Genomic DNA, 23,847 nt, shown 5'->3' on the forward strand with positions numbered 1-23,847 from the left:
TCAACGTCCCACAGGAGTGGCAGTCCGCTGCTCTACCAGCTGAGCTACACTCCAGTACAGCCGATACTGGTTGCCACCGGAGAGTACCTGTGTAGTCAGCTATGGTACTGGCCACCTTCTCATATGTCAATGCCTCATCCCTCTGACCCCTTTCTCCCCACTGCAGGCAGGAACCAGGAGAAACGAGAGCAGCAGTTTCCCTGAGAGACTAGACCTATCCCATATCGGCAACAACAGAGGTCGGGGTTGAGGCCGAAGAAGCGTACTGTCTCCCACACCCTCTACCGGTACCCAGAAGCGTAGCAGGGAGTTTTACACTTCTTGCACATTGGCCTGGGGTCATAAGGGCACTGGAGCAGCTTGATATTTACAGGTGACGGTTATTATCAGTACCTGCTCAGACTTCCAGGCAATTTCCCCACACACCGTGTACGTTACAGTAGGCAAGGGCACAGAAAGCCATGAATTCTGTCACCGGCACCTGGAACCTGACATTGGGGCTGGTGTAGGCAGGGGCAAAGGCAGCTCGACCGAGGTTTATCACCTGTCCGTTCTGCTTCACCCCGAATAGCTCAACCCAACCGATATGGTGCTCCACCGTGTTGGGGTGCGGTGTTTCCTTGCCCACCACCACGTGCACAATATCGGCTCCACCTTCTCCTTTACCCTTACCGATCTCAATAACCGGTACATGCTTTTCCTTTCCCTCGGACTCCGCGGTTTTCAGTATATCCTGGAACTGCATAATTCACCTCCTTACTGGCTGAGTCCCTACTCATTACTGCTCCTCTTTCTTTAACAGGTCATTGAAAATCTCAGTATGGTATATTTCATGGTCTCTGATACGAAGCAGGAGCCGTTTAAGGCCCGCCTCCTCAATCTCCCTGGCGGCACGGTCATAGGTGTTAGCCACCTCCTGCTCGATCTTGATGTCAGCTCGGAGCATATCAGCAGTCTTAGTTGACCGATCAACCTCGGTGTGTTCAATTCTCGGATTGCCGCTGATATCGATTATCTTTTCAGCGAGCCATCCCAGGTGCTGCATCTCGTTAATAGCCTGGTCTTCCAATTGCTTTTTGGCCTCCGGATTGGTGGTCATATGTGACTGGAACATATATTGTAGAATAACCGTATACTCATGCTCGATACCCCAGTTGAGAGTCTGGACAACCTTGTCCGTACGACTACCCCTCACATCTTTGGCTCCTTCCTTCTGCGCCTTGTTAACGAAGTGCTCGAAATCACCGTGGTGTGATTCTTCGTCAGACAGGATACGCTGTAATAGCCTCTTTATCTCAGGGTCATCTATAATCTTGATGTGCTCCCGATACAGGTTTATGCCATCTTCTTCCAGAAGCACATCATTTCTCATCCAGTCGGCTACTGACTCGCCACCCATGCGCATCTTACCCCGCTCTAAACTGGGAACACCACCCAGTTCTACGATAGCCTCCGCTAGCCAGTCCAGGTGGCGCATTTCCTCCCTGGCGAGTGGCTCAATCTCACAAGCTATCTCACCTTCTCCCATAGCATAAGCATGTGTTAGGTACTGAATGATGGCACCATGCTCACCCTCAAGGTCCTGATTTAAAAGGGCAATAATTCCATCTTTGTCCATTAGTTCCTCCCATATTTCAGCTATTTATCCCATAACCTTTTATAGCGCGTCCTTATAAGATTAAGCCTGAACTGAGGTGGCCATTTTACTGGCTCCTCCCCCTTCTCGGTAATCTCATACCTATTCTCTCCTCCTTCAGGTAGATACTTCCAGGGAAAGTCACTATTCTGCTTTATCTTTGAGCTAAGACGTAGCCTTAGCTCGTTCTTCCTGAGACATCTCAGCCAGGGTTTCTACCTCTTTAATGTCGAGACCCAGTCCCTCGGCTACGCGGCGGCCATATTCCGCATCAGCTTTACAGAAGATAGCAGTCTGGCGCAGCTGAATCCGTTTCTGCGCATTGCAAAGATGTGTTGTAATATTGCCAATCAAGTGCTCTCTATCCTCATCGGTCATCACCCTTCGGTAGAGTTCTCCGGCCTGGAAGAAATCATCATTGGGATGGGTATAAGGTTGACGAGCGGCTTGTCCGGATACTTCAACCGGGGGCTCAGCAACATCCACTTGGGGTTCCGGACCATCAAAGCTGTTGGGATAATAATTCGGGCTGTCACCACCGTTGTCGGTGAAATTCATGAAACCGTCACGCTGGTAGTAATTGACTTTTGTGGCCTTGGGTCTGTTGATGGGCAACAGATGATAGTTGGGCCCCAGGCGGTGTAGATGAGTGTCATGGTAGGAGAAAAGCCTCCCCTGTAGCATTTTGTCTGGTGAGGCTGCAATTCCAGGAACGAAGTTCGCGGGAGAAAAAGCAGCCTGCTCCACCTCGGAAAAGTAATTTTGGGGATTCCGGTTGAGTACCATACGACCTATAGTGAAAGGTGGATAATCAGCATGGAACCAGACTTTGGTGATATCGAAAGGATCGAAGTGATATTCCTTGGCCTGCTGCGGGGGCATAATCTGCATTTCCAACCGCCAGGATGGGTATTCACCTCTTTCAATAGCCTCATGAAGGTCGCGCGTTGCATGATCAGGGTCTTTCCCCTTCATTTCGGTGGCTTCGTCACGGGTTAGATTCTGGATTCCCTGCTCCGTTTTGAAGTGATACTGTACCCAGAAATATTCACCCTTTGTGTTGTACCACTTGAATGTGTGGCTGCTGTAACCGTTCATGTTTCGGAATGTCCTGGGTGTCCCCCGGTCGGAAAAGAGGATGGTAACCTGGTGGATAGATTCCGGGGTCAGAGAAAGGAAATCCCAGAACATGTCCGCATCTTTAAGGTTGGTGCCCGGGTGGCGTTTCTGAGTATGAATGAAATCAGGGAATTTCAGCGGGTCACGGATGAAGAAGACGGGCGTATTGTTCCCGGTCATGTCGTAATTGCCTTCTTCAGTGTAGAACTTGACTGCGAATCCGCGGGGGTCTCTTTCCGCATCTGCCGATCCCTTCTCGCCACCCACAGTGGAAAAGCGGGCGAAGACATCGGTGCGCTTACCGATTTCGGACAAGAATTTTGCCCTGGTGTACCTGGTTACGTCGGCGGTAACCTCAAAGTAGCCGTGTGCCCCGGTACCTTTGGCATGGACGACACGTTCCGGGATACGCTCCCGGTCGAAATGCCCCAGCTTTTCCAGAAGGTGTGTATCCTGCATCAGTACGGGGCCGTTACTGCCTGCAGTTATACTGTTTTGATCGTTATCGACTGGTGCGCCGAAACCGGTAGTGTAGACTTTCTTCTCTTCTGACATTTCTCTCCTCCTTTCAATAATGATGATTCCTTATAAGATTTGCCAGACTGCACGTTATTATGTTTTCAGCTATTATATGTCTGTCATTATAATCAAAAGGCATTAAAGGAGGAAGTGACAAGAGGGTCACCTGAAATTGAAGGAACTCGCATTAGATCAAGCACTTATCATATACACTAGATAGGGCTATCGCTTTTTTTCTTCAGCCAATAGAGAGGTGAGTTCCTTTTCAAATCTATTCAGAACGTCAATGTGGACTTCCTCTTCATAGGCCAGTTTCTCGAAGATTTCTTTCATGGCCTGACTCTTTGCTGCCTTAGATGCAATTTTATACTTTGCCCGTGCACCTCTTTCATCTATCTTCATCACGCGAATGAATTGCCGCCAGTTCATGTCTTTTCCTCCCTGGTATCATTTCTTTAGAAGACGAAAACTTCCCCTAAAATTTTACTTCCCTTTAAGAGCCATTTTTCTCCTCCTTTTATGGAGAGCTATCAGGCAAAGTCGTGTTCTTTGTGTTTCTCGGCAATGGTAGCTGCCAGCTTGTCCAGCGCACTGAAACCGGCTTCCCTGGGAAAGCCCTTGCTCAACACCGGTTCCAGTATTTCTACCTTCAGGTTGGGAATGAGGGCAGCGAGTTGCTCAACTGCCTTACCTCCCCAGCCATAGGAGCCGATGATAGAGATGAATTTCAGGTTGGGTCTCAGGGCGTTCGCCAGGATGGCCGCGTAGGCGACATTCGGGTGCGGACCGGTGAGAACAGTAGGTGTCCCGATGACGACTGTCGCCGCATCCACCAGGGCCATGGCCAGTTTCCCGATGTCGGTTACGGCAAGGTCGAACTGTTTAACGGTTACGCCTTTCTGAATCAAAGCGCCGACGAAGTACTCCACCATCTTGCGGGTGCTGCCGTGCATCGAGATATAGGGCAGCACCACGATGTTCTTTGGTTCGTCGAATGCCCAGCTATGATAGGCGTTCAGGATAAACTCGGGTCTATCGTGCATGGGGCCGTGGCTGGGAGCAATGATGCCAATGGCGTAGTCCTTTATCTTATCCAGGTTCTTCTGAATAATAGTCCGGAAGGGCATCATGATTTCCGCGTAGTATCTCTTAGCCGCTTCATAGACCTGCCCTCCATCCCTGACATACAGGTCGGTTGTAGCCAGGTGGGAGCCGAAGAAATCACAGGGGAACAGTATCCTGTCTTCGCTCAGGTAAGTAAGCATGGTCTCCGGCCAGTGGACCCAGGGGGCATGGATAAACTCCAGTGTTCTATCCCCCAGCGAAATGGTTTCTTTATCGTTGACCGTTACAAACTTCTCTTCCGGAATCATGAGCACGTCGATGAGCATGTCCTTACACCTGGGGGTGCATACCACTTTCGCTTCAGGATATTTCTCCAGCACCTGGGGGATAGTACCGGAATGGTCCTGCTCAGCGTGATTGGCAACCACATAATCTAGCTTTTGAACTCCGAGTTCACTCAACTGGTTTAATAACACGTCCTGCATAGCAGGGTCGACGGTATCGATAAGCGCAGTCTTCTCCGTGCCCTCGATTAAATACGAGTTGTAACTTGTACCATCGGGAAGTGGTATCAGAGAGTCGAATAAACGCCGGTCCCAGTCAATGGCACCTACCCAGTGAATGCCTGGCTTTATTTCTCTCGGTTTCATGTCATTCTAACCTTTCGAATTCATCCTTGGTTGCCCCACAGACGGGACATACCCAGTCATCAGGTATGTCTTCAAAAGGTGTCCCCGGTTCAATCCCGCCATCGGGGTCACCCAGTTCCGGGTCGTAGACCCAGCCGCAGACAGAACATTCGTATTTAGCCATTTCAGACTTCACCTCCTTTTTCTCCTCGATATAGCTGGGGGCTGTTTTGGGAGTGGTGCCTCGTTTGACCTGGTGATAATAAGCATAGGTCATCGGCTCGCCTTCTCCAAGGACCTCTGCTCCCACAAGCTCTCCAATAAAAAGAGTATGGGTTCCCACATCTACGTCTTGAATCACCCTGGCTTCCAGATAAGCGAGGGCATTCTCAGTAACCACGGGAGCCTGGGTCTCACCTGTTATAAAGTCAATGCCTTCAAGTTTATCTATATCCCTGCCCGACTTGAAGCCAAAGTGACCAATAAACGAGAGTGGGGTATTCTGACTGAGAACAGAAGCGGTAAAGACATTACTTGTTTTTATATATTCGTGGGTTAGATTACTCTTGTTGATACTCACGGCGATTGTAGGTGGCTCAGACGTTATCTGAAACACGGTATTCGCAATCTGCCCATTATGCCTGTCTCCTTTTCTTGAGGATACAACGTATAGACCGTAACCTATCCTGTGCAAAGCCATATGATTCATTTATGTCCTCCGTAACTACTGTATGTCTATACCTCACCTGTTAGCTCCAGATATCCCGCGCCTATTCAGCCACCATCCAGAGATGGGCGCTCTTTATTTACAAACCATGCTGCCGGGTCTCTAAGGTATTCATGGTAATCAAGCAAAACCAGCTGGTGTTCCCTCTCCTCGGCTGCCAGAGCCTCGTAAAAATCTCTTTCTGCACCGTAGCGAGCATCAGACCCCTGGCTCTTGTAGAAATCATAGGTCTTACTCTCCATGTCTATGGCTGTCTGTACCGCATCAAGCTCAGTAGCCGAAGCCTTGATACTAGAGTCGGTGCCCTCAGCCCGGGCAAGTATTGTTCTTAGCAGTGTGCCTCCCTCAGGTTGGAAATCAACCGTAGGCCATTCCTTTTTATTCCGTATGGTGTCGAAGATACTCTGGAACTTCTGCCGGTGTAAGTCTTCTTCAGCGGCGAGTGTCTGCAATAACTCCCTGCCCAGCTTATTGCTGCTTTTCCGGCTGGCTTCCAGGTAATACTCTTTGCCATCAATTTCCATCTGGATAGCAGTTTGAAGTGCATTAAGGGTTTGGTCCTGTTCGATTTCCATTAGTAATTTCCTCCGGTGAGTGATGAGAATACCTGACCGTATATATGGGAAATGGGATAGCAGAGATGAGCGATAGGCTGCTTACTGGCCTTCCCCTTCTTCCTGACCGAAACAGTGACCTTCATAGCTCTTACCGCAGCAACTTTAAGTCAATTCCTCTTACAATATTTCCTGAGACGATTATTGTACTCCTTAATACTGATGGTAGCAACTTCAAGGGATATATCTTTGGCAGCTAAATGCGTCACCTGTTTTACCACAAAAATCAATCTTTTGCAACAGGGTACTTCCATGAGCGCCACTATTAGATTCCTCAGAAAAAATAGTGAAACAGCACGTCCAGTCGACCGCTCTTCGCCAGGTAGAGGCCGGAGAAGCGCATGACCTCCTGCATCCTCTCCCGGTAGCCAGGAGCGTAGCAGGGATTCTCGCACTTCTTGCACATTGGCTTGGGGTCATAAGGGCACTGGAGCAGCTTGACAATGCCGTGATAGAGCAGTCTACGGCATTCCGAGCACAGCAGCAGAGGTCTGTCACCTGCTGCCTGTCGAAGGGCTTCATCCTCACCGGGAAAGAGGCTCTTCGGCTCGTACCGGTGATTCTCCCGGCAGAAGATGTTCACAAAATCGGCCAGGACCCTGGCATCCCTGGCTTTCTTGCGGTCCATCCTTTCAAAGAGCTTTGACATACGCCTCCGATGTCTTGGCCGACCACGACTCTATGTCAGTACCTCACCCCGGACGCCGATGGTGACTTCCTTGAGGGGTATATCTTTACCGCTGGCCTGAATTGCCTGCCGTGCCATGTGCACCAGACCGGAGCAGCAGGGTACTTCCATGTGCACGACCGTCAGGCTCTTCACGTCCGACTGGCTCAGAATATCCGTCAGCTTCTTCTGGTGTGCCTGGAAATCATCCAGCTTGGGACAGGCTATCAGCAGGCTGTGGTCCTTGAGGAAATCCTGATGAAAGCCGGCATAGGCAAACGGCACGCAGTGCGCTGCCAGTATCAGGTCGGTCCCCTGAAGAAACGTCGCCCCTGGTGGTACCAGCGTCATCTGCACCGGCCAGTGACCGAGCATCGAAGGCTGGGAGGTTCCGGTCTCGGTGGCAGTCTCCGTTATCGCCGGCTTTTCGAACCGGGTAACCGTACTCCCGGGACAGCCACAGGGCAACGTCTCCTCCACCTGTTGTTGACTGGTAAGGTGCTCGTTGACCAGTTCCTCATTGAAACCCTCGGCCACCCGCTCCTCAATGGTTATCGCTCCCTCAGGACATTCACCGAGACATGCCCCGAGGCCGTCACAGAACTTCTCGCTTATTAATTTCGCCTTACCGTCGATAATCTGGAGGGCACCCTCGGCGCAGGACGGGATACAGACCCCGCATCCGGTGCACTTCTCCTCATCAATGTGTACTATCTTTCTTGTGGTTCTGATTGTCATCTTACGCCTCCCATCAACTACCCACAGGGTGATCCCGGTTAGTCCTCCCCCCTCAAATCCTTCCACCTCTCCTCACCCAGGCACTGGCGGGCGGAAGCGCACCAGTCAATGCAGGACGGCACCTTCTCACGGTATACCCTGGTGCCACACTTGGGGCACCTGACCCTCGCCTCGTCGGAGAATATCTCCACCTCGGCGCCGCAGTCGGGGCACTTATGCAGTGATACTCGCAGGTTTCTCATATCCTGACCGGGACACTTGAACGTCATTACTCTTATCTCCTCCTTTGGAGAGTGACTCCTCTTGGTCTCAGTAGTAATCATAGCTCGGACTGAGAGCACGCACTATGATATAAGTCATGTAGACTCCAAACTCGGGGGAATTGTGGCACCTGTTGTGGTATCATTGGCCGTATGCCGACATGAGAGAGGGGGTCTGTCATGGCATCTGCCAGTGAATTCAAGCGCATGTTCAAGGGGGCATGTCTCGAGGCTGAAGACCTGTTCCTCCTGGAACCGTTTCAGATTGGCTATCTTCCCGGGTGGGTACCCGAGCAGGAATTCGCTGCCGTACTCTCGGCGCATCCTTCCATCAGGCGTTTCCTTGTAGCCCGGTGCCCCACTATCGCCGCCTTCATCGAACGCATCCTGGCACAATCCAGTCGTTCAGTGAGCCAGGACGAGCTGAAAGAGTGTACGGACAGGGTGGTCTGGACCATCGCCGACCTTCTCGTCTACAACAAGTGCCCGGAGGTGTACGACTCCCTGGACTTCCATAACTGGGACTTCAGCGAGGTCACCTCCATCGTCGCTCTTGACGAGGCAGTAGTGATTGACGGAGGAGCCGGCACTGGGAGAGTAGCGCTCGAGGCCGCGCGGACGGCGAAGTGGGTCTTCGCGGTGGAACCGGTAGCCCGGTTGAGAGAATTCATCCGGGAGAAGGCGTCGGAAGCTGACCTGTCCAATGTCTTCGTCCTTGACGGTTTCCTGCACGCCATTCCTCTTCCTGACCGATTCGCCGACATCCTCATAACGTCACACGCGCTCGGGTGGCGACTCGAAGAGGAGTTGGCAGAATTCGAACGGGTGGTCAGGGCAGACGGATTCATTGTGCATTGTCCGGGCACGGCAGAGACAACGGCCGAAGAACAAAGCCAGCACTCTCTTCTCCTTTCACCCGAGTGGCATTATGAGTTCTCAAGGTATAGAGAGTCCGACGGCTGGAAGAGGAAGTACTGGAAGCGGCTGTGACGGTCTCTTCCAGATACCCCGACGCGTCACCACCCCGCTGCACCGGGAGCACTACACCCGAGGATACCCCTCACTCAGGAGGCGGAGCTTCTCGGCATCAAGAATGGTCACCCTGCCGCGAACAGAGCTAATGATACCGCGACTCCTTAGCTGGCTCATCACCCGAATTGTGGTCTCGGTGGTCGTCCCTGCCATGTCCGCAATCTCCTGTCGGGTGAAGGGAAGTGTATCGCCGAGCTTCGAGGAAAGCATGACCAGCACGGCGGCGATACGCTGCTCGACCCGTTCCCCGGCAAGGTCTCGGAGCCTGCCCTGTGCGTCCCGGAGCCGCCCTCCGAGGACGTTGATAATCCTCAGTGCCACCTGGGGACGGTCGGTTAGAAAGGCAAGGAAGTCCTCCCGACTGATACCCAGCACCCTGGTCCGGGCCACTGCCTGGGCGGAGGCGGGGTAGGACTTGTTCTCGAAGACAGCCACCTCACCGAACATCTCGCCGGGACCGAAGAAGGCAATGATGAACTCTTTACCCAGGGAGGAATGCTTCACCACCTTGACACTGCCCTCGGTGATAACGTAGAAACGTTCCGGAGCGTCACCGTCCCAGAAAACGAACTGGTCCGGCATGAAGCTATACTCGAATGCGAGTTCGGCCAGGGCGGCGAGCTCATCGTCACTCAGACCGGAGAATATCGAGGAGCGCTTCAGAATCTGGGTTTTGTTCGTTTCCCGCAATCCACCTCTCCCCTACCGCGCCTGGACTTGACATTTACCTACCTGTGGGCGGATTATAGCACATACAACGGTAAGGGCAACCCCCGGTATGTGCTCCGGTAGCGAGTATGATGCAGGTCATGGTTCTTAGCGACAAACGCAATACAATAAGAGTGTCAGTGCCCCTTATTCGCAGGGCCGGTTTATTGCGAGCAAACCAAGGAGGCTTGTGTGATGGCGAATGAGAAGTACGTCTGTCCGCAATGCGGCAAGGAATCCGAGAAACCGGGACAATGCCCAAACTGCCGGGTAGAGCTGGTGGCTATCTGCCCGGTATGTGGCAATCCGGTAGTGGGTGAGCACATACACCCAGAAGACTAGCTGCGGCAACGCAAGGAAGTGAGGTGAAACATGGTAGAGAAGAAAGTCATCATCTACAGCACCCCCACCTGACCCTACTGCCACCGGGCGAAAGAGTATCTTTCGCGAAAAGGCATTTCCTACACGGAACACGATGTCGCTGTTGACCGTGAGAAGGCTAAGGAGATGGTGCAGAAGTCAGGTCAGATGGGCGTCCCGGTGATAATCATTGACGATGACATCGTAGTAGGGTTCAACCAGGGCAAAATCGACGAATTACTGGCCAGCTAAGGCCGATAGACGGCCCCGTTCGGGCATTCTATCGGGGGGAGGTAACCATGTACGACCTGATGGTTATCGGTGGTGGTCCTGCGGGCCTGGCCGCCACTGTCTACGCGGCACGCAAACAACTCAACGCCGCCCTCATCAGCCAGGACATCGGCGGGCAGATGAACTGGACGCTCGGTATCGAGAACTACCTGGGCTACCAGTTTATCGAGGCGCCGGAGCTCATCGGCAAGTTCCAGACCCAGGTAGACCAGTTTCCCATCGACCAGAAGATTGGCGACAAGGTATCCCGGGTGGAGAAGATTAACGGCGGCTACGAGGCGGTACTGGAGAACGGCGACCGCCACCAGTCAAAGGCAGCGATTCTGGCCACCGGCAAGAAACCGAGGATGCTCAATGTGCCCGGTGAGAAGGAGCTTGTCGGCAGGGGCGTGGCCTACTGTGCCGTCTGCGATGGCCCGGTGTTCGCCGGGCAGAGGGTGGCTGTCGTGGGTGGTGGCAACTCCGCCCTCGAGGCCGTACTGGACATGCTGAAGATCGGTGAGCACGTGGACATGGTCTCCCTGACTCCCCTGACAGGAGACCCCGTCCTGATTAGCCAGCTCTCCGAGGGAGAGAAGCTCGCCGTCTACACCGAGCACGAGACGGTGAGAATAGAAGGCGACCCACTGGTCGAAGGCATGGTGATTAAGGACATCAAGACCGGCGAAGAGAAGCGTCTCGATGTCACGGGCGTGTTCATCGAGATCGGACTGGTGCCCAACTCGGACCCGGTCAAGGGCCTCCTGAAACTGAACAAGACCGGGGAGGTACCGGTAAACTGTTCCTGCGAGACCGCCCTGCCCGGGCTCTTCGCCGCCGGAGACGTAACAAACGTGCCGGAAAAGCAGATAGTGATTGCCGCCGGCGAGGGCGCCAAGGCGGCGCTTGGAGCACACCGCTACCTGCAGAGGCTGGGCTGAGTCCTGCCTGACCGGCAGGTTATCCAGCCGTCTCTCAGCACCCCGGCTCACCGGGGTGGCCGCAGCACGATTGCCGTTTCCACGCCTTGATGAGGCTGTTGCGCAGCAGCAGGTACAGCTTCCGGTGCAGCGGCATCGGCGCTGACATGTTGGTGAAGAAAGCGTTCAAGCGTGACATTCCTCACTCCTCGGGGCTACTTCTCCTGGGCCGCCAGGTACTTCTCCGGGTCCTGGTCAAAGGCCTTCTTGCACCCCACCGCGCAGAAGTAGTAGGTCTCCCCATTGTACTCAGAAGTGGCTGCCGCCGACTTCTCCTCGACTTCCATGTGGCAAACCGGGTCAATAGCCATTGATGTACCTCCTCCACTCTCTTCTCCGGATACAGCCACCGGTCCCACTCCGACAGTCTTCTCGAAACGGACCGGCCGGAACCGCCTCAGTCGCAGTGAGTTGGATACCACCGTCAGGGAACTGGCCGCCATTGCGGCCGCCGCCAGGATTGGATTCAGGAATCCGAAGTCGCCTAAGAAGAACTTCGCCCCGGAGGGCACACCGCCCTGTCCGAAGACCAGGTAGAGTACCCCGGCCGCTATCGGTATCAGCACGGTGTTGTAGGCGAAGGCCCAGAACAGGTTCTGCTTGATTGTCCGCACCGTGCTCCGACTGAGCGATATCGCGGTGACAATCCCGCTCAACTCACCACGGATGAGCGTGATATCACCTGTCTCCATGGCAACGTCCGTACCGGTGCCGATGGCAATGCCCACGTCGGCCTGGGCCAGGGCGGGTGCATCGTTGATACCGTCGCCGACCATCGCCACTACCTTACCCTCGGCCTGGAGGTTCTTCACTTCCTGGGCCTTGTGCTCCGGTAGCACCTCGGCAAGTATGCGGTCAACTCCCGCCTCCCGGGCAATAGCTTCGGCAGTGCGGCGATTGTCACCGGTGAGCATCACCACCGAGATGCCCATCCGCTTCAGCCTGGCAACAGCTTCCGCGGCGTCGGGCTTGATGGTATCGGCCACAGCAATGACACCGACCACCTGGCTATCGACGCCGAGGAACATCACCGTCTTGCCCTGCTCACGAAGACGCCCGGCTTCCTCCCCCAGGCCGTTCAGAGCGAGTTTCCTGTCCTCCACCAGCCTCAGGTTACCGAGCAGGAGCCGCCTGTCATCCACCGATGCCTCGACTCCATATCCGGGGACCGCATTGAACTCTGAGACCGGGGACAGCTCCAGCGTCATTTCCGTGGCGGCACGGACAATGGCTTCACCGAGGGGATGCTCCGAGCCGCGCTCCACCGAGGCCGCCAGCCGGAGGACCTCCTCCCTGGAAGAAGATTGGGCGGCAATAACATCAGTCACCTTCGGTTCACCGGCGGTCAGCGTACCGGTCTTGTCCAGCATCACAGTGTCAATCTTGTGCGCCCTTTCCAGTGCCTCGGCGCTGCGGATGAGGACGCCGTTCTCTGCCCCCTTACCGGTACCTACCATTATCGCCGTGGGTGTGGCCAGCCCCAAGGCGCAGGGACAGGCGATAATGAGCACAGCGACAAAGTTCAGCAGGGCAAAGGTCAGCACCGGCGCCGGTCCCACGAAATACCAGACGATGAAGGTGATGATGGCAATGCTGAGCACTATCGGTACGAAGTAGCTGGCGATAACATCGGCCAGGCGCTGGATGGGCGCCTTGCTTCCCTGCGCCTCATCCACCAGCCGTATTATCTGGGCCAGGGTGGTATCCTTACCTACCTTGGTCGCTTCGAAACGGAAACTGCCCGTCTTGTTGATGGTGGCGCCGATGACCTCATCACCGACGTTCTTCTCGACGGGAATGCTCTCGCCGGTGACCATCGATTCGTCGAGACTGGAGTGTCCCTCCCGCATAATCCCGTCTACGGGAACTCGTTCGCCCGGCCGCACCAGAATAAGGTCGCCAACCTGCACTTCCTCTATCGGAATTTCCTTCTCTTCACCGTTACGGACAACCAGGGCCACCTTGGGCTGCATGCCGATCAGCTTCTTTATCGCCGCCGAGGTCTGCCCCTTGGCGCGAGCTTCCAGGAACTTGCCCAGCGTAATCAGGGTTATTATCATTGCCGAGGTATCGAAATAGACGTTACGTTCCAGTGCTTCGGCGGCAAAGAGCCCCGGTAAGAGCACGGCGACCACGCTATAGAAGTAGGCCGCTGAGGTTCCGACGGCAATCAGAGTGTTCATGTCAGCCGTCCGGTGTCGCAGCGCACCCCACATCCCGCGATAGTAACGCCAGCCCGCCCAGAACTGCACCGGCGTTGCCAGGGCCCAGAGCAGAAAGAGCTTGCCGGTGAAGTCCGGCACCCACATCAGGGCGAAAATCGGAATCGCCAGAGCGGCCGCCACGATGAGCCGGTTACGCACCGACCGTACTTCCCGCTGGGCAGCGGAGGTGACGTCTTCCAGGGTCTCCGCTTCCTGTCCGAGTTCATAGCCGGCCCTGGCCACCGCCTGCTTGAGGTCGGCATACTCTGTCCCCTCGACGTACTCTACGGTTGCTTTCTCCGAGGCCAGGTTGACACTGGCGGATACAACCCCGGTAACGCCGGACAGGGCTTCCTCTACGCGGGCAACGCAGGCCGCGCACGTCATCCCACCGACCGGAAAGATGGCCTTCGTGGTCGCCATCCCGTAGCCGAGGTCGGAGATAGTCTTGCTGAGCTTACCGAGGTCTACCTTCGCAGGGTCGTACTCCAGCGAGACCTTCTCCGAGGCGAAGTTGACGCTGGCTCTCTCCACACCGGGAACTGCGGCCAGACCTTTCTCTATCGTCGCCGCACAGTTGGTGCATGTCATACCGATGACGGGTACAACCGTCTTACGCTTCTTCCTGGTATCTATAACCATCTACCTATCCGTCCCCAGGACATTTTGAGATTGACACCCGGTGCTCCTGAGTGATACCGGAGAAATAGATAGAAAGACCTATGACAGGTCCTTCTTTATCTGCTCAAACTCTTCCCGGGATAGCTCGCCGCGTGCGTAGCGCTCCCTGGCGATGCTGACTGAATCGCCCCTTCCGCCCGTCGCGTTCCGCTTCGACAATGCGATCACTGCCCAGACAACTAGCCCTACCACAACCGCAGATAGTACGAACATCCACGGGCCTCCAGAGAACATCCACCAACCCATACCATCACCGAAATACCACATAGCCACCTCTCATCCTCAAAACACTATCACCCTTCAAAAGAAGGTTACCATACCCACCTCAAGCCGAATATGACGTAGGTCACAGACCCGCGGGAACGCTGGCTGTCCGTGCTCCAGCTCTACTGGACAACGGGGTGCCTTGCTGCCTCCCAGCCCAGAATCCCATCGGACATGTTGTATATCTCGCGGAAACCCAGTTCCGCCATCACGTCACGCGCTCCCGCGCTCCTGGCACCGCTCCGGCAGTAGATGAGATGTGTCTTATCCCGGTCCAACTCGCCCACCTTGTCTCTGAAGTCATCGTCCCGGAAGTTGACCAGCACCGCACCCTCGATGTGGCCCTCGGTAAATTCCTCCGGCGTCCGCACGTCGATGATTGCGAAGTCGGCATCCCCCCACCTCTCCTCTATCATCTCGGCAGCCTCCTGCACAGTGATGTCTTCAATCGTTTGGGACACCCCGGCAGGGACCTCCTCCGTTCCTACCGTGCAGCCGCCGGTCACCACAACCACCATCAGCAATATCGGCACGACTACCGTCGGCATGATGCCGTTCTTCCTGGTTCTGTCTGCTGTCTTCATGGTCGTCCCCTCCTGGCTTGTCTCTGTCTCCACGCTGTCGTGTAGGCTGAGTTTCCGCAGGTACCCACCATTATACACCAAGACAGCCGGCACTACCCGGTACCATTAGAGCTAACCAACCCGCTCCGACATCGTCTATAATACTGGTATGATGCTGGAAGAAATCGGTGTCCACAAGGTAGGACGGATAGCCCCGAGCAGGCTGCTCTCTACCGTGATGGTAGTGCTTGTGTCGGCACTCCTGTTGGCGTGCTCTCCGGCCGAGGATACTGCCCCTGCCCGAACCACCGCTCCCGGAGAAGCCACCATCAGTAAGATGACGAACCTGACATCGTCCGACGCCCTGACACGCGACTGCCAGCGTGGTCAGGGGTCTTCTGGCCTCGAAGTCGGGACGGTGGCGGTCGATTTCACCCTGAAAGACACTCGGGGACGTGAGTACAGCCTTTCCGCCCTGCTCACCGAGAAACCGGTGGTCATGGTCTTCGGCTCCTTTACCTGACCACCCTTCCGGCGACGGTGCGCCGCCACTGAAGACCTCTACGAAAAATACGGCGACAGGCTTCACTTCATTATTATCTACACCGTTGAAGCCCATCCCGCCGGCTCGGCGAGTCCGTATTCCGGCCAGGAGTGGACCGGCGCTTACAGCACCGATGAAGCCGGCAACCCGGTTACCCAGCCGGAGACCTACCAGGAACGACTTGCCCTTGCCGGCAAGACTGTCGCCGCGGAGGGAATAACGGTGCCGGTACTCGTGGATGAGATTGACAACCCTCTCTGGTGCACCTATGGTCCGGCACCGAACATCGCCTACCTGATAGGGACCAACGGTACCGTTGTCATCCGGCAGGACTGGTTCGATCCCGCCGGGATGGAATCCGCCATCCTCGCCTATCTCAACAACCGTTAAACGATAGCCAGCACCAAGGACTCAGTTGCAGAAATACCAGGAAGTATGTCCCGAAGGGTGAGACCCTTCGCAACATCCGGATGCCAGGACTGGTGGCAGAGTTCCTTTTCTACCTCCGGAAAGCTTGACAAACTGTGATTCATTTGATATACTCAGGTATAATTTCATGAAATACTTCATATAATGATAAGAATAACTGAGTTTGCCAGGAAAACCGGAGCTTCGGTGGACGAGCTTCACTATCTGGAGAGGAAAGGCTTCATCAGCCCCGTGATGGCAAAATTGAAGCGGCGGACGGTCAGACAGTACCCGGATACGGACATCCGAAAGCTGCAACTCACCATCAAGTACCGCCGGGATGGTTTCACCTGGGACGTGGCTTTTCAGAAGGCGCTGCAGGAACTCCAGAATCCGCGCCTGTTCGATGTCAGATAGGTACAATCGCTCCAGCAGTGTATTGGAAGGATAAGGTAACAGGAGGTGACCCATGGCCAAAGTGAAGCTTCTTACCGGTCCCGGAGTTTTCCAGGTCCTGGCCAATGTCTGTCGTAACCCCCAGGAGGCACTGAAGCAGTTCGTCGAGAACGCGGCTGACGCCATTGAGCAGGCCAGGCCGGAGGAAGGACACGTCTGGATTCGGCTGCATTACCACGCGGCAGGTAATGGCCATAACGAGGGCACGCTAAAGCGCATCAGCATCCAGGATAACGGGGGCGGGATGACGTCCGAGAAGATGAAACAGGTCCTTCACCGAATCGGGGACTCCGAGAAGATCAGCCTCGCCCTGAGAGGAGAACAGGGTATCGGCCTGCTGGCTTTTGCCCTGATTACCGAGGAACTGCACCTTGCCTCTACCGCCGAGGAAGGCAAGCCATCAAGCTGCCTGGTACTGAAGCGTCCCTGGCTGAAGACCGGACGCGCCGAGGTAATTGAGCATTGCCCGGACCACGAGCACACTCACCACGGAACCGTTGCTTACCTCGAAGGTATCATACCAGATATCGCTGCCCAGCTATCCAAGGAACGGATTAAGGACTCACTGGGGCAGCAGTTTGCCAGCGACCTTAGGGCAAACCTGTACGCCATGTCCATCTCGGACGGCGCTGATTTCGAGCAAATCCACTCCCAGCGTTTTCGGGGCGTGAAAGTCCTTTCTACCAGCCTGCCGATAAATGGGGCGAGTTCCGCCTTCGCCGAGCTTTACGTTCTACCCTGGGAGATACCGGATGCCCACATCAGCCTCTACGGACGGGGCGGTACCCTGGTCTGTCCACTTACCGACCTTGCCGACTTCAAGGCCCTCCCCTGGCTGGACCAGCGCCTCGAGGGATATATCCGCTGTGACCGACTCAAGCGTACCGCCGATAAGACCGCCGTGATACAGGACGAGGTCTTCCGCTCCTTCGTCACCGAGTTGCGTAAGCTCGAACCTCAAATCCAGAGGCTTATCCAGGAGGTTAGTACCGACTCTCAGGAGCGGCGTTTCACCATCATCCTGAACAAGGCAGGAAGGTTGATAGATAAATTCCTGCGCTACCGCGACCGGGGATTACTGGCTGACCTTACCGTGATAACGGCTGCCGGCGTCGAAAGGGGACGCGCTCCTTCAAGGGACATGACGAAACATCTGCCAGCCCTCTCCGGTAACGGCGACGGCGACGGAGCCACCAGGACCGCGGTACGTGCTCCCAGTCGCGCCCCGGCCATTGCCCTGCGGTCACTGCCGGACGACAGGGCGTACTATCGGAGCCTGTATGACCCGGGCGATGGCTCCATCTGGATAAACCGCGAGCACTCCGAATTCCTGCTGGCACAGAGAGAGGACCGGCGCTGCCTGCGCTACCTCTTCTCGATATGGGTCAAGGAAAGCCTGCTGCAGGAATACGGCGCTGATGCCGAGAGAGTTGCCGACGAGATGGTGGGTGTCCTTGCCGAAGCGGAACCACTACTGTGGTGACCCTTCCGCACAATGGTACCTGAACCTGGCCTGGCTCTGATAAGTAGCCCGGAGGGGGCTAACTGGTACGGACCTGTTTCTCCGCCGGTTGGCCCCTGGGTTTGTTGTTGCAGAACAAGCATGGGCTTTCATGAAGCGGCCAAACCCCCTTCACGACTGCCTCTCACTCTGAAACCACCCACGAAGCTCCCCCACTTTGACGCCTGCTCTAACACTTGCTAGAATCAAGCAACACACGGACATAAGGAGATAATGAAATGGGTAAGCTTGATGGCAAGGTAGCGGTGATAACCGGCGGGGCCAGCGGAATCGGCCGGGCAACGGTACGGCTCTTCGTACAGGAGGGGGCACGAGTGGTCTTCGGGGACATCGAAGACACTATGGCACAGCGGGTTGCCGAGGAGGTGGGACCGAACGCTACCTTCCTCCACGCTGACGTTACCCGGGAAGAAGACATCAAGATGCTTGTGGACCACGCCGAGCAGAAATTGGGACGCCTGGACTGCATATTTAATAACGCCGGTTCCGGTGGTGCCTCGGGCCTTATCGAGGAGATTCCGGTAGAGGACTGGGACACGACAATCAACCTGCTCCTGCGCAGTGTTTTCCTTGGAATCAAGTATGCCGCCCCGGTCATGAAACGCCAGGGCTCGGGAAGCATCATCAGCACTGCCAGCGTTGCCGGCCTGCAGACGGGTTTCGGCGCCCATCCTTACAGCACCTGCAAGGCAGCCATAGTCCACCTCACGCGTACGGTTGCCATGGAGCTGGGCATCAGCGGTGTGCGGGTGAACTGCATCTGCCCCGGAGGCATTGCTACCTCCATTTTCGGTAGGGGCATCGGCCTTTCCGCCGAGGATGCTGACAGGATGGCGGAGTCCTTGAAGCCCGTCTTCGCCGACCTGCAGCCAATAAAACGCTCCGGTCTCCCCGAGGACATCGCTCAGGCAGCCCTGTGGCTGGCCAGTGACGACTCCAGCTTCGTTAATGGCCATGCCCTGGTTGTTGACGGTGGCCTCACCGGGGGACGACAGTGGGCCGGGGATGACCCGGAGGCTTCACCATTATTGGCTGCCATCATGCAGGCCTTTGAGCAGCAGGTCCAGCAAGACTCACCATGAATCTGACCACAGCTGAGGAGATGGGAGGATGAGAACAACATCCTGAAGTGTGTTTCGCTGCCAGCCGGTCCTGGCATCGGGGAATTCACAGAAAGAAAAAGGCCTGCCGGGTGTCCGGCAGGCCTTTTGTTATCGGGTTTCAGGATTTACCGGTAGGTACCGAGGTATGGGTTCTGCTTGAGTGCCCTATCGGTCGGGGAGGTAACACCATCTCCAATGACTGTGCTCAGTATCCGTGTAACCGCTCGGGCTGACTTTACCAGATAGTTCATTTGATTTCCTCCTCCCTTATCCTTTTGTTAGTCACAGTATACAGCCCCGATGTTAAGCCTCGGTTAACAGTTCTCTTCAAGGGTTGCAGAGAAGTTACGACGTGGTGCCATCAACGTTCCAGTCCGTGTCGGAGCGGCAGGTCCGTGCATACGCTCAGAACGTATGATGAGGTCTAAGAAAGCGCCTTCCCGGGAATCCCGAATGTACGACCGGACGATACAAACATTGACAAAAGCCGTCCATTGTGGTAGAGTATAGAAGGTTGGACTGGCCGGTCCTGAGTAATACTGTGGAGGTGCATTATGAGACTTCATGCAGTATTGGGAGTTTGGCAGGTTGATTCTTAAGGCCCTGCGAGAGCAGGGCGGGCTGAAAACGAACCCGGCTCGGTGAAATAAATTGGAAGCCGTTCTCGTAAAAGAGAGGCTTGGTGCGGCCGAGAGCCGCGAGTGAGTCCGGTTCGACTTGGAGTGACATGTGGTGGAGGGTGCTTCGGTAGCGCCCTCCACTTTTTATTCTGTAGCTATTGGTGCTGTACCACACCATATGTCATAATAAACTAAAGGAACTTGAGGTTAGTCGAGCTTGAGGTTAGTCGAGAGTGAGAGTTAGATACAGCGGTTTCCGTGGACCAGGCATAAATATGACCCCGATATGGATCATTATGGGAGTAAATCTGCTGTTCTATATCGCCACTATGATACAACGCAGCCTCATAATATCCACTTTCGGTCTTACGCCAATGGAGCTTGGCAACGAGCCATGGACAATTGTGACCAATATGTTTGTCCACGCCGGCCTGTGGCACTTCCTGGGAAACATGCTCATGTTGTATTTCTTCGGTTCCTATCTTCTTGGACTGGTCGGAGAGGCCAGGTTCCTCCTGGTATATTTCGCAGGAGGATTACTGGCCAATGTCGCCTTTCTGGTTTTGGGGTCCGATTTCGCAACAGTGGTCGGTGCCTCCGGTGCACTGTATGCCGTCATGGGCGTGATGGCAGTGATGAGACCCCGACTGAAAGTGTACCTGTGGTTCATGATTCCTATAGACCTCTGGATTGTCGTGGTGGTCGGGATGCTGATAATCTTTCCCGGGGTTGCCTGGCAGGCCCATCTTGGTGGTCTTGTCCTCGGACTCGCTGCCGGGTACTTCTTCCGGAAAAGGGAACGCGGCGCTTTCCGGCGCTAGGACCACCATCGATACCACGTCCCGCGCCTGCCGGTGACGGGCAGGGTGATGAAAAAGGGGAGTCCAGAGTGAGCCCCCTCAGAAGGGGGGTGCCCCATCCGGGCTGCACGGGGATTGGTCGAAATGGTTTTACAGCCCCCTGCTAGGGTATCTCGGAGAGCACCAGCTTCTGCCAGACCTCTTCGCCGCCCTTGAAGCTTGCCGTAAATACCAGATTGGGGTCGTTAGTCTCCTCAACATTAGGGATAGGCCCGTTCTCGATACTCCCCAACCCGGGCGGTACGTAGAGAACAAAGGGCAGCGGGTTCCCTCCCCGGGCCACGTCCGCATGGTACTTCCCGATGATATCGTCTCCCAGGGCGGCAGCACCAAACCCAAAGGCCGGCATTATATTGCCGGTATATTTGTTGCCATTCCACTGCAGGTCGGCATACCGGAAAGCGTGTCCGTATGGCGACATCATCGTGTCAAACCGGTCAGGGAACATGGGGCCGTATATCCGGGTGCACAGTTGCCTGTGTATTGCGTACTGCAGGCTGGGCCATTTACCGTTGCCCCAGGTCATCTTCGGGAAGAACGGGTCCGGTTTCTCCCCCGGTATCTGCGACATCCGCCATGCCAGAAGCAGTGCGCCAACGGCCTGAAAACGCTGGCCGAAGTCATGCCCGTCGGTGTTCCACTCTTTGCTCAGGAACCGGATTGGTACTGCGCCAAGGAGGAACCTTATCCGCAGCATATCCTGGGGGCTCAAGTCCGTTACCATCAGGCGCGCACCATAGGTCATGAATCCAATGCCAACCCCCCGGCCTTTCTCACTGTAATCGATTACGCCATCACCATTTTCATCGAGGTCTTCGAGTATCGTCTGCCTGTAGTTGGAGCCGGTCAGGCTGTCATTCGCCTCCAGATAGGAAAAGCACATCGCCTGGAGGTCCCAGAGCGGTTTGAATATATCCCAGTACATCGTGCCGGTGACCAGTTCGGAAAACACACCGGCATCAACTCGCCCGATGCGACCCTGGAGTGAGGCCAGTTCGCCTCCATGCCACTCATCACGCCCGACTACATGATACTGCTGTTGCCCCAGTCCCCTTTCTTCACAGTGCTGGAATGCCAGGTAGCGGGAAATCGGGGAGTCATACCCCTCACCGGTAAGGATATTCTGCCCGTCCGAATACGGGAGGGGCACCCTCTGGATGAATTCGGAAGGCAGGTGGTGCTCCTTCTGGACCTTCCTCGCCTCGTTAACGGGGAGCATCGAGTGGAGGTAGCGGGCAGACAGGACATCCACCGCGACCGGGTCATTGCTGGCGAAAATAAAGCCCTCCGGCACCGGCGTGAAACCCATCTGGGCATGTGAGACATTGGTCGTCTCAATGGCATCAACGACGTGGAGCATCATGATATCCTGCTCCTTGACCGCCTCAATGATATCTGCCATGGACGCTTCCATACCACCGGTCCTTTTAATAATATAGTTGCCGTCCTTGTCCCGGAGGGGCATCCCGGTCTTTTCATCACTCTCACCCACCCACCTGTTGTGGGGAACCCGGGTCTTGAGTGGCGGCATCGGGCGGTCCGGAGAAGCATACAACCACCGGATTTTCCCCGGCTCGGTGCTCCCGTTGGCCTCCATGGGGTAGAGACCGACACCCAGGTTCTTAATCACGTTGGTAATCAGTTCTACCTGGTGTATCTTGAGCTTGGACACGTTCACCAGCACACACCCCGGCCAGTCCTTGCGGTCCTGCTCGTTATTCGGATTACCGCCCACGAGAACCTTGTGCAGCGTGATTGCCTGGAAGTTAATGCCTTTGGCCACAGGGACCTCACGACCGTTTGAGCGGTCATCATCGATCTTGTTGATATCGTAGACCAGCAACTTGTCCTTAACCTGCCCCGACGGCAGGCAGACACCGGACAGGCTTTCTTCATAGCCACTCATCGGGTCATCGGTATGGTTCGGGTCATGGCTATCCGCAAGGTATTTCCGGGTAAAGTAGAAGCCCCACCCGCCGTAGACATCACCGTGCTTACCCTCCATTACGGCCTGAGTCGTCACGACACCGTCGCCGCCCAGGAGACGTGTCTCCACACCGGCCGTGACCGATACCACAGACCCACCTTCACCAATCGACATCTGGTGGTAGGATATCCCCAGCCTGTCATGGAACCAGCGCATCAGCGCAGCGACAAACTCCCACGGCGTGCAAACGCCGATATTACCCGGACCGTGTGTCATACGGTCAATCGTTCCGGGCGTCACAATATTCGGCTTGAAAAACAGTTTCTGGCCTCGTTCTACCCTCGCTTTCACCTCGGCGGAGAAGCCGGTATCATTGTCCAGGGTTTCCATGGCGTGACCCAGACCGGAGTAGATATAGTCGATTCTAGATACTATCTCTGCCCAGGCCTTCTCGCTCCCTTCATCGATGACCTCCTTGAGCAATACCGGAATCGCATGGTAGGCCAGCTCCGGATTGAGTCTGACAGCACCAATTGCCGAACCGCCGATATCAACCCCGGTCTCTCCGAGCGGAGAATTAACAATCTTACCTGATTCCACCATGTCTGCTGGCCCTCCTTCGAACTCATGTGTAATGCGTATTCTAACACACCACCGAGCCTATCCGCCAAAGGATGCTCCCGGCCACACAGCCATTGCGGAAAACATGGCGGCTCAACCGTACCTCCCTTCTAAGATTCTTCGCGGCTCCGCCGCTCAGAATCTCGGCGGCGAGACAGTCTCGGAGAGGGGGTGGGATTATACTCTTACTGTGTCCCCCGCATCTGCGGCTGAGGTGTTGCCCGCATGTCTCCAATAATGTAAAGTATAAACTGGCTGTCAGCCGACCGTCGCAGAGGTGGCAGGCTACTATACACTGTATCGCGAGTGGTCGGTGGGGAGCGGCGGCACGATAGCACGCAACGGCAACCAAAGGAAAAAGGAGGAATGACCATTGTCTGAGGAAAGACCAAGGGTTGACACCGGAAAACTGACCAGATTTTCAACAGAAGCGCTTGAAAAACTGGGTGTACCGAAAGAAGATGCCGAGATAACTGCCAGGATACTGGTCGCCTGCGACCTGCGGGGTGTGGAATCCCACGGTGTTGCCCACCTGCGGATGTTCTATGGTAACCGGATACGGCGGGGACTGATAAACGTCACCCCGAAGCCTCAGGTCTTCAGCCGTGCACCCTCAACTGCGGTCATGGATGGCGACAACGGGCTTGGCTTCGTGGTCGGCTATCACGCAATGAATGAGGCAATCAGCCGGGCGAAAGAGACCGGAGCCGGGTTCGTTGCGGCACGGAATAGCACCCACTATGGTGCTTC

The 23,847-nt window shown here is 55.4% G+C and carries 28 protein-coding genes and 1 pseudogene; 12 read left to right on the plus strand and 17 right to left on the minus strand.

The genetic code is table 11. The features are described 5' to 3' along the window. Window positions 1-204: hypothetical protein (locus tag VMW13_10275; protein ID HUV45199.1), on the plus strand; the 204-nt coding region annotated here is incomplete at its 5' end. 193 nt (window positions 205-397) lie between these two features. Here VMW13_10275 and VMW13_10280 read toward each other — a convergent pair. From VMW13_10280 to VMW13_10325, 10 genes are all read right to left on the minus strand, one after another. Further along, entirely contained in the window at window positions 398-745 is a 348-nt protein-coding gene (locus VMW13_10280; protein HUV45200.1) for a desulfoferrodoxin family protein, read from the minus strand. Window positions 746-778: 33 nt separating this feature from the next. Continuing rightward, window positions 779-1,618, minus strand: a complete 840-nt coding sequence (locus VMW13_10285; protein ID HUV45201.1) for a ferritin-like domain-containing protein — start codon at window positions 1,616-1,618, stop codon at window positions 779-781. Window positions 1,619-1,801: 183 nt separating this feature from the next. Beyond that, window positions 1,802-3,310, minus strand: a complete 1,509-nt coding sequence (locus tag VMW13_10290) for a catalase (GenBank protein ID HUV45202.1) — start codon at window positions 3,308-3,310, stop codon at window positions 1,802-1,804. Window positions 3,311-3,496: 186 nt separating this feature from the next. After that, window positions 3,497-3,703 (minus strand): ferritin family protein, encoded by a 207-nt coding sequence (locus VMW13_10295; protein HUV45203.1) that lies wholly within the window; start codon window positions 3,701-3,703, stop codon window positions 3,497-3,499. A 101-nt stretch (window positions 3,704-3,804) separates the two neighbouring features. Further along, window positions 3,805-4,989 (minus strand): FprA family A-type flavoprotein, encoded by a 1,185-nt coding sequence (locus VMW13_10300; GenBank protein HUV45204.1) that lies wholly within the window; start codon window positions 4,987-4,989, stop codon window positions 3,805-3,807. A 1-nt stretch (window position 4,990) separates the two neighbouring features. Continuing rightward, a complete protein-coding gene (locus VMW13_10305; protein ID HUV45205.1) occupies window positions 4,991-5,677 on the minus strand; it encodes a flavin reductase in 687 nt (228 codons plus the stop codon). Window positions 5,678-5,742: 65 nt separating this feature from the next. Further along, window positions 5,743-6,270, minus strand: a complete 528-nt coding sequence (locus VMW13_10310) for a ferritin family protein (GenBank protein HUV45206.1) — start codon at window positions 6,268-6,270, stop codon at window positions 5,743-5,745. 313 nt (window positions 6,271-6,583) lie between these two features. Beyond that, entirely contained in the window at window positions 6,584-6,958 is a 375-nt protein-coding gene (locus tag VMW13_10315; protein ID HUV45207.1) for a nitrous oxide-stimulated promoter family protein, read from the minus strand. A gap of 30 nt (window positions 6,959-6,988) precedes the next feature. Further along, window positions 6,989-7,714, minus strand: coding sequence for a 4Fe-4S binding protein (locus VMW13_10320; GenBank protein ID HUV45208.1), 726 nt, complete (start codon window positions 7,712-7,714; stop codon window positions 6,989-6,991). Between the two features lie 38 nt (window positions 7,715-7,752). Then, window positions 7,753-7,983 carry a hypothetical protein gene (locus tag VMW13_10325; protein ID HUV45209.1) on the minus strand — a complete coding sequence of 77 codons (231 nt, stop codon included), beginning with the start codon at window positions 7,981-7,983 and terminating at the stop codon, window positions 7,753-7,755. Window positions 7,984-8,154: 171 nt separating this feature from the next. Here VMW13_10325 and VMW13_10330 point away from each other — a divergent pair, with 171 nt between their 5' ends. Beyond that, complete coding sequence (locus VMW13_10330) at window positions 8,155-8,964, plus strand: methyltransferase domain-containing protein (GenBank protein ID HUV45210.1); 810 nt, start codon at window positions 8,155-8,157, stop codon at window positions 8,962-8,964. A gap of 51 nt (window positions 8,965-9,015) precedes the next feature. On the opposite strand, the gene VMW13_10335 is transcribed toward VMW13_10330, so the two are convergent. Beyond that, entirely contained in the window at window positions 9,016-9,696 is a 681-nt protein-coding gene (locus VMW13_10335; GenBank protein HUV45211.1) for a Crp/Fnr family transcriptional regulator, read from the minus strand. 213 nt (window positions 9,697-9,909) lie between these two features. Between VMW13_10335 and VMW13_10340 the strand changes: the two genes are divergently transcribed. The 3 genes and pseudogenes from VMW13_10340 (at window position 9,910) to VMW13_10350 (ending at window position 11,285) form a co-directional block, all read left to right on the plus strand. Continuing rightward, window positions 9,910-10,056 (plus strand): hypothetical protein, encoded by a 147-nt coding sequence (locus VMW13_10340; GenBank protein ID HUV45212.1) that lies wholly within the window; start codon window positions 9,910-9,912, stop codon window positions 10,054-10,056. Window positions 10,057-10,140: 84 nt separating this feature from the next. After that, window positions 10,141-10,326 (plus strand): annotated as a pseudogene (locus VMW13_10345) (glutaredoxin domain-containing protein). 47 nt (window positions 10,327-10,373) lie between these two features. Beyond that, window positions 10,374-11,285: an FAD-dependent oxidoreductase gene (locus VMW13_10350; GenBank protein HUV45213.1), complete on the plus strand. Its 912-nt coding sequence runs from the start codon at window positions 10,374-10,376 to the stop codon at window positions 11,283-11,285. A 34-nt stretch (window positions 11,286-11,319) separates the two neighbouring features. Here the strand turns inward: VMW13_10350 and VMW13_10355 are convergent, their stop codons facing one another. From VMW13_10355 to VMW13_10370, 4 genes are all read right to left on the minus strand, one after another. Further along, window positions 11,320-11,463, minus strand: coding sequence for a hypothetical protein (locus VMW13_10355; GenBank protein ID HUV45214.1), 144 nt, complete (start codon window positions 11,461-11,463; stop codon window positions 11,320-11,322). Between the two features lie 16 nt (window positions 11,464-11,479). Beyond that, complete coding sequence (locus tag VMW13_10360; GenBank protein ID HUV45215.1) at window positions 11,480-14,170, minus strand: heavy metal translocating P-type ATPase; 2,691 nt, start codon at window positions 14,168-14,170, stop codon at window positions 11,480-11,482. A gap of 78 nt (window positions 14,171-14,248) precedes the next feature. Further along, a complete protein-coding gene (locus tag VMW13_10365) occupies window positions 14,249-14,422 on the minus strand; it encodes an SHOCT domain-containing protein (protein HUV45216.1) in 174 nt (57 codons plus the stop codon). 173 nt (window positions 14,423-14,595) lie between these two features. Beyond that, complete coding sequence (locus tag VMW13_10370; protein ID HUV45217.1) at window positions 14,596-15,057, minus strand: rhodanese-like domain-containing protein; 462 nt, start codon at window positions 15,055-15,057, stop codon at window positions 14,596-14,598. 148 nt (window positions 15,058-15,205) lie between these two features. On the opposite strand from VMW13_10370, the gene VMW13_10375 reads away from it, so the two are divergent. The 5 genes from VMW13_10375 (at window position 15,206) to VMW13_10395 (ending at window position 19,048) form a co-directional block, all read left to right on the plus strand. Next, a complete protein-coding gene (locus tag VMW13_10375; protein HUV45218.1) occupies window positions 15,206-15,559 on the plus strand; it encodes a hypothetical protein in 354 nt (117 codons plus the stop codon). 243 nt (window positions 15,560-15,802) lie between these two features. Further along, window positions 15,803-15,970 (plus strand): hypothetical protein, encoded by a 168-nt coding sequence (locus VMW13_10380; GenBank protein ID HUV45219.1) that lies wholly within the window; start codon window positions 15,803-15,805, stop codon window positions 15,968-15,970. 183 nt (window positions 15,971-16,153) lie between these two features. Next, a complete protein-coding gene (locus VMW13_10385) occupies window positions 16,154-16,405 on the plus strand; it encodes a MerR family transcriptional regulator (protein HUV45220.1) in 252 nt (83 codons plus the stop codon). A 52-nt stretch (window positions 16,406-16,457) separates the two neighbouring features. Next, window positions 16,458-17,927: an ATP-binding protein gene (locus VMW13_10390; protein ID HUV45221.1), complete on the plus strand. Its 1,470-nt coding sequence runs from the start codon at window positions 16,458-16,460 to the stop codon at window positions 17,925-17,927. Between the two features lie 257 nt (window positions 17,928-18,184). After that, window positions 18,185-19,048 carry a glucose 1-dehydrogenase gene (locus VMW13_10395; protein ID HUV45222.1) on the plus strand — a complete coding sequence of 288 codons (864 nt, stop codon included), beginning with the start codon at window positions 18,185-18,187 and terminating at the stop codon, window positions 19,046-19,048. Between the two features lie 146 nt (window positions 19,049-19,194). Here VMW13_10395 and VMW13_10400 read toward each other — a convergent pair whose 3' ends face one another. After that, a complete protein-coding gene (locus VMW13_10400) occupies window positions 19,195-19,320 on the minus strand; it encodes a hypothetical protein (protein HUV45223.1) in 126 nt (41 codons plus the stop codon). 644 nt (window positions 19,321-19,964) lie between these two features. Between VMW13_10400 and VMW13_10405 the strand changes: the two genes are divergently transcribed. Continuing rightward, window positions 19,965-20,510 carry a rhomboid family intramembrane serine protease gene (locus VMW13_10405; protein HUV45224.1) on the plus strand — a complete coding sequence of 182 codons (546 nt, stop codon included), beginning with the start codon at window positions 19,965-19,967 and terminating at the stop codon, window positions 20,508-20,510. 142 nt (window positions 20,511-20,652) lie between these two features. Here VMW13_10405 and VMW13_10410 read toward each other — a convergent pair whose 3' ends face one another. Further along, complete coding sequence (locus VMW13_10410; protein ID HUV45225.1) at window positions 20,653-23,079, minus strand: DUF362 domain-containing protein; 2,427 nt, start codon at window positions 23,077-23,079, stop codon at window positions 20,653-20,655. 391 nt (window positions 23,080-23,470) lie between these two features. Here VMW13_10410 and VMW13_10415 point away from each other — a divergent pair. Next, the coding region (locus VMW13_10415; GenBank protein ID HUV45226.1) for an Ldh family oxidoreductase at window positions 23,471-23,847 on the plus strand (377 nt) is incomplete at its 3' end.

The sequence above is a fragment of the Dehalococcoidales bacterium genome, from assembly GCA_035529395.1.
Lineage (GTDB): Bacteria > Chloroflexota > Dehalococcoidia > Dehalococcoidales > Fen-1064 > DUES01.

What these genes read in the sequence shown, in the direction of transcription:
- VMW13_10280 (HUV45200.1), bottom strand. Translation starts at nt 745, where the DNA reads ATGCAGTTCCAGGATATACTGAAAACCGCGGAGTCCGAGGGAAAGGAA.
- VMW13_10285 (HUV45201.1), bottom strand. Translation starts at nt 1,618, where the DNA reads ATGGACAAAGATGGAATTATTGCCCTTTTAAATCAGGACCTTGAGGGT.
- VMW13_10290 (HUV45202.1), bottom strand. Translation starts at nt 3,310, where the DNA reads ATGTCAGAAGAGAAGAAAGTCTACACTACCGGTTTCGGCGCACCAGTC.
- VMW13_10295 (HUV45203.1), bottom strand. Translation starts at nt 3,703, where the DNA reads ATGAACTGGCGGCAATTCATTCGCGTGATGAAGATAGATGAAAGAGGT.
- VMW13_10300 (HUV45204.1), bottom strand. Translation starts at nt 4,989, where the DNA reads ATGAAACCGAGAGAAATAAAGCCAGGCATTCACTGGGTAGGTGCCATT.
- VMW13_10305 (HUV45205.1), bottom strand. Translation starts at nt 5,677, where the DNA reads ATGAATCATATGGCTTTGCACAGGATAGGTTACGGTCTATACGTTGTA.
- VMW13_10310 (HUV45206.1), bottom strand. Translation starts at nt 6,270, where the DNA reads ATGGAAATCGAACAGGACCAAACCCTTAATGCACTTCAAACTGCTATC.
- VMW13_10315 (HUV45207.1), bottom strand. Translation starts at nt 6,958, where the DNA reads ATGTCAAAGCTCTTTGAAAGGATGGACCGCAAGAAAGCCAGGGATGCC.
- VMW13_10320 (HUV45208.1), bottom strand. Translation starts at nt 7,714, where the DNA reads ATGACAATCAGAACCACAAGAAAGATAGTACACATTGATGAGGAGAAG.
- VMW13_10325 (HUV45209.1), bottom strand. Translation starts at nt 7,983, where the DNA reads ATGACGTTCAAGTGTCCCGGTCAGGATATGAGAAACCTGCGAGTATCA.
- VMW13_10330 (HUV45210.1), top strand. Translation starts at nt 8,155, where the DNA reads ATGGCATCTGCCAGTGAATTCAAGCGCATGTTCAAGGGGGCATGTCTC.
- VMW13_10340 (HUV45212.1), top strand. Translation starts at nt 9,910, where the DNA reads ATGGCGAATGAGAAGTACGTCTGTCCGCAATGCGGCAAGGAATCCGAG.
- VMW13_10350 (HUV45213.1), top strand. Translation starts at nt 10,374, where the DNA reads ATGTACGACCTGATGGTTATCGGTGGTGGTCCTGCGGGCCTGGCCGCC.
- VMW13_10355 (HUV45214.1), bottom strand. Translation starts at nt 11,463, where the DNA reads ATGTCACGCTTGAACGCTTTCTTCACCAACATGTCAGCGCCGATGCCG.
- VMW13_10360 (HUV45215.1), bottom strand. Translation starts at nt 14,170, where the DNA reads ATGGTTATAGATACCAGGAAGAAGCGTAAGACGGTTGTACCCGTCATC.
- VMW13_10365 (HUV45216.1), bottom strand. Translation starts at nt 14,422, where the DNA reads ATGTTCGTACTATCTGCGGTTGTGGTAGGGCTAGTTGTCTGGGCAGTG.
- VMW13_10370 (HUV45217.1), bottom strand. Translation starts at nt 15,057, where the DNA reads ATGAAGACAGCAGACAGAACCAGGAAGAACGGCATCATGCCGACGGTA.
- VMW13_10375 (HUV45218.1), top strand. Translation starts at nt 15,206, where the DNA reads ATGATGCTGGAAGAAATCGGTGTCCACAAGGTAGGACGGATAGCCCCG.
- VMW13_10385 (HUV45220.1), top strand. Translation starts at nt 16,154, where the DNA reads ATGATAAGAATAACTGAGTTTGCCAGGAAAACCGGAGCTTCGGTGGAC.
- VMW13_10390 (HUV45221.1), top strand. Translation starts at nt 16,458, where the DNA reads ATGGCCAAAGTGAAGCTTCTTACCGGTCCCGGAGTTTTCCAGGTCCTG.
- VMW13_10395 (HUV45222.1), top strand. Translation starts at nt 18,185, where the DNA reads ATGGGTAAGCTTGATGGCAAGGTAGCGGTGATAACCGGCGGGGCCAGC.
- VMW13_10400 (HUV45223.1), bottom strand. Translation starts at nt 19,320, where the DNA reads ATGAACTATCTGGTAAAGTCAGCCCGAGCGGTTACACGGATACTGAGC.
- VMW13_10405 (HUV45224.1), top strand. Translation starts at nt 19,965, where the DNA reads ATGACCCCGATATGGATCATTATGGGAGTAAATCTGCTGTTCTATATC.
- VMW13_10410 (HUV45225.1), bottom strand. Translation starts at nt 23,079, where the DNA reads ATGGTGGAATCAGGTAAGATTGTTAATTCTCCGCTCGGAGAGACCGGG.